The organism is Vibrio sp. V39_P1S14PM300, assembly GCF_009904765.1.
In the GTDB taxonomy this organism is placed as follows: Bacteria; Pseudomonadota; Gammaproteobacteria; order Enterobacterales; family Vibrionaceae; genus Vibrio; species Vibrio proteolyticus.
Map to the genome: position 1 here is coordinate 6,573 of NZ_WXWP01000281.1, position 8,955 is coordinate 15,527.

The following is an 8,955-nucleotide window of genomic DNA, read 5'->3' on the forward strand; positions in this document are numbered from 1 at the left end:
TTTCCTCATGCCGTCCCCCCCATTCACCGCCATAAAGCCAAAATCACTAACAAGTAAAAAATCAATTACACTTTTTTTACATTTCCAATGTATGATGAATCACATCAAAATAATGAGGACAAACCTATGAGCAGCGGACAACGCAACATCACATTACGGTTTCTGGCAGAACCCGGCGATGTAAACTTTGGCGGCAAGGTCCACGGCGGCGCTGTCATGAAGTGGATTGACCTGGCCGCGTATGCCTGTTCAGCCGCCTGGAGTGGCAAGTACTGCATTACCGCCTACGCCGGCGGAATCCGGTTTGTGGCTCCGATCCATGTCGGCAACCTGGTTGAAGTCAGTGCAAAAGTCATTTACACCGGAACTACCTCTATGCACATCGCTATCGATGTTCAGGCCAGCGATCCCAAAGAGATGAAAAATCGTCTTACCACGCATTGTATCGTGATCATGGTGGCGGTTGATGAGGCTGGTAAGCCAACGCGTATTCCGGAGTGGGTGCCACAAAGTGAGGAAGACATCGCCCTACAGCAGTCTGCCATTCGCCTGATGAACATGCGCAAAAAGATTGGCGAAGAGATGGAAGCGCACGTCAAATACCTGAAGTAAAGTCATGTTTAACGCGTTTTATTTGTAATCGTTTACCTCTGTCATTTTTCTTTCATCTTTGTTTGATTTAATCCGCGGTTCATTACTGCGCAAAGGCAGGAAAAGACAGAGGAACCCTGATTGAGCCTGAACACCACACTGAGCGCCGATACGCTGGCCAACCCCAAATCGGTGGAGTATCAATGGGTACGGACGATGTACGTCGAAGGCTACGACGCACAGGCAATCAATCATTACATCCGCACCTGCTTCGGCGGCGATAGCATTTTCGCCGATCTGTTTCGCAAAGTGGCGTTACAACAAGAGAGTATCTACGTGCTGCTTCAATACGTCGGGTGTGCTCCTTCCAGCCGCGAGTTCTGATCGCCCTCGTTTTCTGCTACAGTTGCTCCTTTCTCACAAACGCAACTATTCTCAATATACACTGCGTTAATCCTATGAATATGAGCAAGTTACCTGCAAATTTTCACTTGGATTTAACTATCCAGGTGGACAACTACACTATATTGACGCCTGATATAATCAACCTAACCAAATGGAAGCGATGATGGAAGGTGCTCAACCTATTGAATCACCTCACAAAAAGATTGAGAGCACGACCTCTCAGCACCTGATTGCTTGCGAAGAATGTGGTCTGGTTGTCGATATTCCCGCCGTCGCAGCAGGACAAAAAGCTCAATGCCCGCGTTGTCATCATACGTTGCTAAAACAACCGACCAACCCGTATCAACGCCCGATTGCTTATGCAATCACGTGCCTTATTACGTTGATTCTCAGCGTCTCGTTTCCTTTTATGTCGTTCAGTGTCAAGGGCCTAACACAAGAGATCACATTGCTGCATTCGGTCAAGATGCTGGAGCAGTTTCAAAACTCGCTACTCGCCTCGCTGCTACTGGCAACGGTCATCGTACTGCCGGCGATTTACATCTGTTGCCTGCTTTATTTACACCTCAAAGCCCTGCATTTTCGTCGTCATCCACCAAACCCAAAGCAGAGGCACACCACTAAACTCATCTGCCGGGTTCTGTTTCAAGTTGAGCCCTGGTTGATGGTGGATGTGTTTCTGATCGGTGTACTGGTCAGCCTGATCAAAATCGCGTCTCTGGCAGACATTGGCATGGGCACCTCCTTCTGGGCGTTTTGTGTCTATACCGTCTTGGTCGTGAAATGCATCTCCATGGTTGACAAAAGTTGGTTGTGGGATCAGTTCATCCCAAGCATCCCGGTTGACCACGTCTGCGATGGTGACAGCCACCTCTCGGCCAATCATGTCAGTTGTCATGTTTGTCATCAGATCAATCCGCTCGACGAACAACGGCACAGTCGTTGCGTCCGCTGTGGCAGCCGCACACACAAATATGACCCATCCGGAAATCTGCAGAAAGCCTGGGCACTGCTGATCGCCTCTGCGATTTTTTATGTGCCGGCCAACCTGTATCCGATGATGTATACCGTAAGCTTGGGCCACAGTGAAGGTTCCACCATCCTCGGGGGGGTGATTCTGCTATGGCAACTAGGCTCCTATCCCATTGCGATGGTGATTTTCTTAGCCAGTATTTTTATTCCATTAGCCAAAATGCTCACCTTAGCCTGGCTGTTTGTCACCGCAAAAAACATGCACAAGCACCCGCGGCAGGAAAGCATCACGCGCTTAAAAGCGTATCGTATTACTGAGTTTATCGGCCGTTGGTCGATGATTGATATTTTCGTGGTAGCCATTCTGGTCGCACTGGTTCAGCTCCACAACCTGATGGCCATTTATCCGGGTCCGGCCGCCCTTTCTTTCGCTGCTGTCGTGATATGCACCATGCTCTCCGCGATGGTATTTGACCCGCGCATGCTCTGGCAACGTACGCCAACGCACGTTCAGCAGCCTATTGATCTTGTGAACGAGAAAACCAACGATGAGTGAAGAGAAAAAAACCTCGGCTAACGTTCAACCGCAACGGCACATTTCCACTATCTGGATCATTCCGATCCTGGCTTTGGCAATGGGTGCCTGGATGTTGTACCAACACATCACCAGCACTGGTCCGGAAATCACGTTAAAAATGAAGACGGCCGAAGGTATTGAAGTGGGCAAAACAGAGATTCGCTCTCTGAACGTGAAAGTTGGTACCGTCACTGAGGTCACGTTAAGCCACAACTACGATTACATCCTAGTCACCGCTCGCATGAACAAAGACGCAGAACGGATGCTGAAAAAAGACACCCTGTTCTGGGTCGTTAAACCGCGTATTGGCCGGGATGGCGTGTCTGGCCTGGAGACCCTGCTCTCCGGAGCCTATATCCAACTTCAGCCCGGCCACGAGAAAGAAAAACGCGAAGAATTTACCGTACTTGACGTCCCGCCAGTGGCACCGCCGGACGCCAAAGGATTAAGGGTCGTTCTGAGCAATCAGGAAGCGGGCAAGCTGTCCGTGGGTGACCCGGTGATCTACAAAGGCTTCACTGTCGGGCGTGTTGAGAGCACCAGCTTTGACGTCAACACGCAAAAAGCCCTCTATCAACTGTTCATTTTTGAGCCCTACGACAGCCTGGTCCGCACCCGATCCCATTTCTGGTTGTCATCGGGGGTAGACTTGCAGCTCAATGCCGAAGGTTTCAACCTGAGATTCGGTTCACTGGAAAGTTTGTTGACTGGCGGCGTGACCTTCGATGTACCGCGAGGTATGGACTCGGGCCAGCCCGTCACAAAGCAGATGCGTCGCTACCGCCTGTTTGACGATCACAAACAGGTCCGAGAAGGCCTTTACGACGAATACTTGGAATTCGTGATGTTGTTTGATGAATCGGTGCGCGGCCTCAGAGCCCGTGCTCCCGTGGAATACCGTGGGATCCGCATCGGTACCGTGATGCGCGTTCCAATGCGCATGCCGACTCCGGATGAGGACTTCTCTGCCACCCAAATTCCTGTTCTGGTGCGCATTGAACTGGGGCGTGTCTACGACTCGTTTGAACAAGTGCCAGTCGAGATCCTCAAAACCAAGTTACGTGAAGAGTTCAAACGGGGCCTGCGCGCCACCCTCAAAACGGGCAGCTTGTTGACGGGGGCTCTGTATATTGATGCGGATTTCTATCCGAAGGATCAGGCAAATCAACCAGAGTCATTTGAAGGCTACGATGTGTTTCCGACCAGGCAAGGCGGCTTTGCCGAAGTGCAAAAACAAGTCACCGACTTGCTGCAAAAACTGAACGATCTGCCGTTGGACGATACGCTCAACTCTCTGAACGCCACGTTGGAAACCTCAGAGAAAACCCTGGCATCAGCCGAACGCGTCGCCGCCAGCCTGGATACTTTGCTCAAGCAGAAAGACACTCAGGCGCTGCCAAAAGACATTCGCGACAGTCTTAAACAGATCCAGGATACCCTCAATGGCTTTGGACCAAACTCGCCAATGTATTCCGAGCTGCAGTCTGCGCTGGGTCAGTTTGAACAAGTCATGACAGAGTTTAAGCCTGTATTGCGTCAGTTAAATGAAAAGCCGAACTCTCTGGTGTTTGGTGATGAAAAAGCACAGGACCCTGTGCCGGCGAAAGGACAGAAATAATGAAAAAATGGTTAGTTTTCAGCTTAGTTGCACTGGCAGGCTGCAGCGCAACACCACCCGCCAGTCAGTTGTATGTGTTGCCCGCCCCTGAAGCCACGGTCAGGGCTCCACAAACCGCTCCGATCCTAGTTGTTCGGCCAGTCGAACTGGCGCCTTATCTGGACAGCGCCGGGTTGGTTTACCGCACCTCTGACACTCAGGTGATCCAAACTAAGCAGAACTTGTGGGCACAAAACCTGTCAGCCCAGTTAACGCAACGCCTGGTGGCGGACTTACGCAGCAAACAAAGTCAGTACTGGCCAGTGCAACTGAACCCGGTGATGACAAGCCGTGGTCAACCTATGCTGCTAGTGCGCGTCGAACAGTTCAATGGTTCGTATACAGGCAACGCTGATATCAGCGGGGAGTGGACACTGGTTGACGCTGAAGGACAGATTCAGCAGACCCAGGCTTTTCGTCACAGCGTCCCCCTCGACTCAGAAGGCTATCCGGCATTGGTGGAAGCATTGGCGCAAGGCTTTCAGCAAGTCACCAGCCAGATTGCGCAAACCCTATAACTACTCACGTCAAGCTATACAACGAGGGCCTGGCGCCCTCTTTTGCTTTCCTACCGACATAAAAAAACCCAAGCGGAAGCCCGGGTTTTGGTTACAAAAAACTGTTAGTCGTTGGATAGTAAGGAATCAGAGCTAACAGCCAGCTATGCGTAACGCCAGAACTGCTCTTACAAACCAGCTGATCGGCGGCCAAACCAAAAGTGCTGGATGAAGAAACAAAATGGGCGACCTTACGGTCGCCCTTATTCTTATTATCCTTTCACACCGCCGGCGGTAAGTCCTCCGACTAACCAGCGCTGCGCAAGTAAGAATACGACGGTTATTGGCAATGCAGACAATACTGCTGCGGCTGCAAAATCCCCCCACAGATAGTTCTGAGGGTATAAATACTGCTGCATACCAACCGCTAAGGTGTATGAGTTTACATCAGAAAGAAGCAAAGATGCTACCGGAACCTCACCCACAACCATGATAAATGACAAGATGAATACCACCGCCAGAATCGGTACAGACAGCGGTAACAGCACCAGTCTGAAGGCTTGCCATGGTGTTGCGCCATCCAGAGCGGCCGCTTCTTCCAACGAACCATCAATGGTCTCGAAGTAACCCTTAATCGTCCAGACGTGCAGTGCGATCCCACCTAAATACGAGAAGATCAGGCCGCCATGCGTGTTCAAACCAAGGAAAGGAATGTACTGACCGAGCTTATCAAACAAGGCATAAATCGCTACCAGCGCTAACACTGCCGGAAACATCTGAAAGATCATCATCGCTTTCAGGATAGTGTTTTTGCCTTTGAACTTCATCCGTGCAAACGCATACGCTGAAGTCGTCGACAAGGTCACAATCAGAACCGATGTAATGCCTGCAACTTTAATTGAGTTCCACAGCCAGGTCAGTACCGGGAACGGCGGCGGCGTCACGGTGCCATCCGCATTTTCGACAGCCATACCTAACGCCAGTTTCCAGTGCTCAAGCGACGGATTATCCGGGATCAGGCTGCCAGTGGCGAAGTTACCCTCACGGAAGGAGATCGCAATTACCATCAGCAGCGGAAATATGATCAGTGACAGGAACGTCCACATCGCGATGTGAGTCGCCCAGACACGGTATTTTAATGATTTACCTTGTACCATTGCCATTTCGGAATCTCCTTAATCCTGAGCTACTTTGGTCACACGCAGGTTGAGTAGCGCCAGCGCCCCCACCAGCAGGAAGATCAGCGTGGCGATAGCACTTGCCAGACCAAAGTCCTGACCACCAGCACCTTCAAACGCAATCCGATAGGTGTAGTTCACTAACAGATCGGTATAGCCAGCGGGCTCAGACGTCCCAATCATGTTCGGGCCACCCGCCGTCAACAACTGAATAAGAACAAAGTTGTTAAAGTTGAACGCAAAGCTGGCAATCAACAGTGGCGTCAGCGGTTTGATCATCAGCGGCAGCGTAATGCGAGTGAAGTTAGAGATGAAGTTCGACCCGTCGATCGCCGACGCTTCATATAAGTCTTCAGGAATCGCTTTCAGCAGTCCCATACACAAGATCATCATGTACGGAAAACCCAGCCAGGTATTCACAATGAGCACCATGGTTTTTGCCAGGAACGGATCGGAAAACCATGCCGGGCTCAGGCCAAAAATGGACTCCAGAACCATGTTGATCTCACCAAAGCTTTGGTTAAATAAACCTTTAAAGATCAGAATCGAGATAAACGCTGGCACTGCGTAGGGCAGAATTAACAGCACACGGTAGACCGAGCGGCCTTTCAGCTCCTCCCACTGGACGACACTGGCCAGAACCAGACCGATCACACCGGTAAAAATCACTGTCAAAACAGAAAATACGATGGTCCAGATAAAGATGCTGATGAACGGCTCTTTGATACCGTCGTCTTTCCATACACGTTCAAAGTTGTGGGTGCCCACCCCCACAATGAAGCCAGGCGAAACGGTTGAACCGACAAACTCACCCTGTTCATTCACTGGCTGGTAATAGCCTTCATCCCTGTTCGGCTTGAGCGTTTCACCGGTGCGATTGTTCAGCAGGGTTTCTCCGTCGCCCTGCAGCGTGTACAAAGGCACCACCGCGGCGAACTTACGCAGGCCACTCATGCGAATATCGTCGCCATCAGGCATGTGCAGATCCACTTGCCCCAGAGCACTGCGGTTTTTGACGATGGTTTTAATTTGCTCTTTGTCGCCATCGACTGACGTTACAGGCGTCAGATCCAAATCCGATACATTCAAACCGTCCAACTGGAACGTTGGCGTCGCCAGCAATTGCTCACCATCATTAATGACGATACGGTGGCCCTGTTCTGTTTTGTACAGTGTGAACGGATAACTTTCCCCACTCTGATAGGTTCTGTCGAGCAACACTGACTGCGCACGCTCGAACGATAACTGGTTTTTGGCACTGTAATTAGTAAACGCAAGACCGACGGTATACGCCAACGGAAAAAGGATGAACAAAATCATGCCCGCGATACCTGGATAGATATAGCGGTGCGCGTACGTTTTCTTGCTGCCGAAGATAAACAGAGCCAGTGCGGTGATGATTAACGTAAGAAGCGCGAAAGCAATCTCACCACGTGAATACATGAGAATGGTGGCGTAGCCATTTACAATACCGACGGTGGCTAAAAGCGACCATTTGATCAATGTACTTTTGCTTGTCGGTAAGTTCGTCGATGATGATGTCATAGCATCTGTACCTTGAACTGACTGCATAAAGGAACCTGCTAGCGATATAAAAAAGGAGAAATGAAGGAGGGGTTACCCCCTCCTTAAAGGTATTACTGAGTTATTTAGTCATTTGTTTTTCAGCATCAGCCAACGCAGCGTCTACAGTCTGACGACCGTCCACAATATTGATGATGGCATTTTTCGCCGCGCCCCAGAATGCATTCATCTGAGGAATGTTCGGCATGATTTCACCGTTCATCGCGTTATCCATGGTCGCTGCGATACGCGCGTCTTTGTCCAGCTCTTTCTGGAACGAATTCAGTGCAACCGCGCCCAATGGTTTGTCGTCATTAACTTTACGCAAACCGTCGTTAGTCAGCAGATAGTTTTCGATGAACTCAACCGCCAGATCTTTGTTTGGTGACGCAGTGCTGATACCTGCTGTCAGTACGCCCACAAATGGTTTCGAAGACTGGCCATTGAATTTAGGCAGCGTCGTCACACCATAGTTGATGCCCGATTTCTCAATATTGCCCCATGACCAAGGACCATTGATGGTCATTGCGGTGTTGCCCTGGTTGAACGCAGACTCGGAAACTGAGTAATCCATATCAGGAGAAATGACGCCTTTATCCACCAGACCTTTGACAAAGTTCATTGCGTCTTTCACGCCCTGGTTGTTAATACCGGCATCTTTCACGTCGTAACCGCTGGCGGTGTATTTGAATGCGTAGCCGCCATCAGCAGCCATCAGTGGCCAGGTGAAATACGGTTCTTTCAGGTTCCACATGATCGCGGACTTGCCGTCTTTTTTCAGCTTCGCGTTCAGCGCTGCCACTTCTTCCCAGGTTTTCGGTGGGTTTGGCACTAAATCTTTGTTGTAGATGAGAGACAAAGACTCAACGGCGATTGGGTAGCCGATGTATTTGCCATCGTATTTCACCGCATCCCATGCAAAATCGACGATGCCGTCTTTGATTTTTTGCGAAGGTTTGATCTCAGCCAGCAGACCCGCTTCAGCGTAGCCACCAAAACGGTCGTGCGCCCAGAACACGATATCCGGACCGTCACCCGTTGCTGCAGTTTGCGGGAACTTGTCCTGAAGACCATCCGGGTGTGCCACTGTGACTTTAATCCCTGTCTCTTCTTCGAACTTTTTACCGACTTCAGCAAGTCCATTGTAGCCTTTATCACCATTGATCCAGATGGTTAGTTGACCTTCTTCGATGGCAGCGTTTGCACCGAAAGAGCCAAGAGCAACAAGAGTACCGAGTGCTACTGTGCTTAGGGCGTTTTTCATGTTCATATCCTTTTTATATTTGTGATGTAGGGTTAACCCCAAAAAGGTTTCACCGTATTTCGCCATCTATCTTCAGAGAAAAATCAATACGGCTCATCCTCCTAATCCCTACGCCCTTGGTATTATGGACTATTTTCGTGATCGTCATCGTTTCAGGTTGGCGACCAAAATCACAAAACCATACCTTAATGTGATCAGATTCAATATTGAGTAATTAATTTATTTGAACTGGATCTCGCGACGTCGTGTCC

General features: G+C 50.1%; 8 protein-coding genes. 5 read left to right on the forward strand and 3 right to left on the reverse strand.

The genetic code is table 11. The features are described 5' to 3' along the window. The first annotated feature begins 126 nt into the window (after positions 1–126). The 5 genes from CAG65_RS14370 (at position 127) to CAG65_RS14390 (ending at position 4,720) form a co-directional block, all read left to right on the forward strand. Positions 127–612: an acyl-CoA thioesterase gene (locus CAG65_RS14370; RefSeq protein WP_021704900.1), complete on the forward strand. Its 486-nt coding sequence runs from the start codon at positions 127–129 to the stop codon at positions 610–612. A gap of 120 nt (positions 613–732) precedes the next feature. Beyond that, on the forward strand, positions 733–975 hold the full coding sequence (locus tag CAG65_RS14375) for a hypothetical protein (RefSeq protein ID WP_161454094.1): 243 nt from the start codon (positions 733–735) through the stop codon (positions 973–975). A gap of 184 nt (positions 976–1,159) precedes the next feature. Next, positions 1,160–2,524 (forward strand): paraquat-inducible protein A, encoded by a 1,365-nt coding sequence (locus CAG65_RS14380; protein ID WP_161454097.1) that lies wholly within the window; start codon positions 1,160–1,162, stop codon positions 2,522–2,524. Beyond that, positions 2,517–4,163, forward strand: a complete 1,647-nt coding sequence (gene pqiB, locus CAG65_RS14385; protein WP_021704903.1) for an intermembrane transport protein PqiB — start codon at positions 2,517–2,519, stop codon at positions 4,161–4,163. The genes CAG65_RS14380 and pqiB overlap by 8 nt, the downstream gene beginning before the upstream one ends. Then, a complete protein-coding gene (locus CAG65_RS14390) occupies positions 4,163–4,720 on the forward strand; it encodes a PqiC family protein (RefSeq protein ID WP_161454095.1) in 558 nt (185 codons plus the stop codon). Before pqiB ends, CAG65_RS14390 begins: the two co-directional genes overlap by 1 nt. Before the next feature lie 251 nt (positions 4,721–4,971). On the opposite strand, the gene malG is transcribed toward CAG65_RS14390, so the two are convergent. The 3 genes from malG to malE form a co-directional block, all read right to left on the reverse strand. After that, the gene (malG, locus tag CAG65_RS14395) at positions 4,972–5,862 is read right to left on the reverse strand and encodes a maltose ABC transporter permease MalG (protein WP_021704905.1); all 891 of its coding nucleotides are present in this window, start codon (positions 5,860–5,862) and stop codon (positions 4,972–4,974) included. 12 nt (positions 5,863–5,874) lie between these two features. Continuing rightward, entirely contained in the window at positions 5,875–7,449 is a 1,575-nt protein-coding gene (gene malF, locus CAG65_RS14400) for a maltose ABC transporter permease MalF (protein WP_161454096.1), read from the reverse strand. Between the two features lie 73 nt (positions 7,450–7,522). After that, a complete protein-coding gene (gene malE, locus CAG65_RS14405) occupies positions 7,523–8,704 on the reverse strand; it encodes a maltose/maltodextrin ABC transporter substrate-binding protein MalE (protein ID WP_021704907.1) in 1,182 nt (393 codons plus the stop codon). Positions 8,705–8,955: the final 251 nt, after the last annotated feature.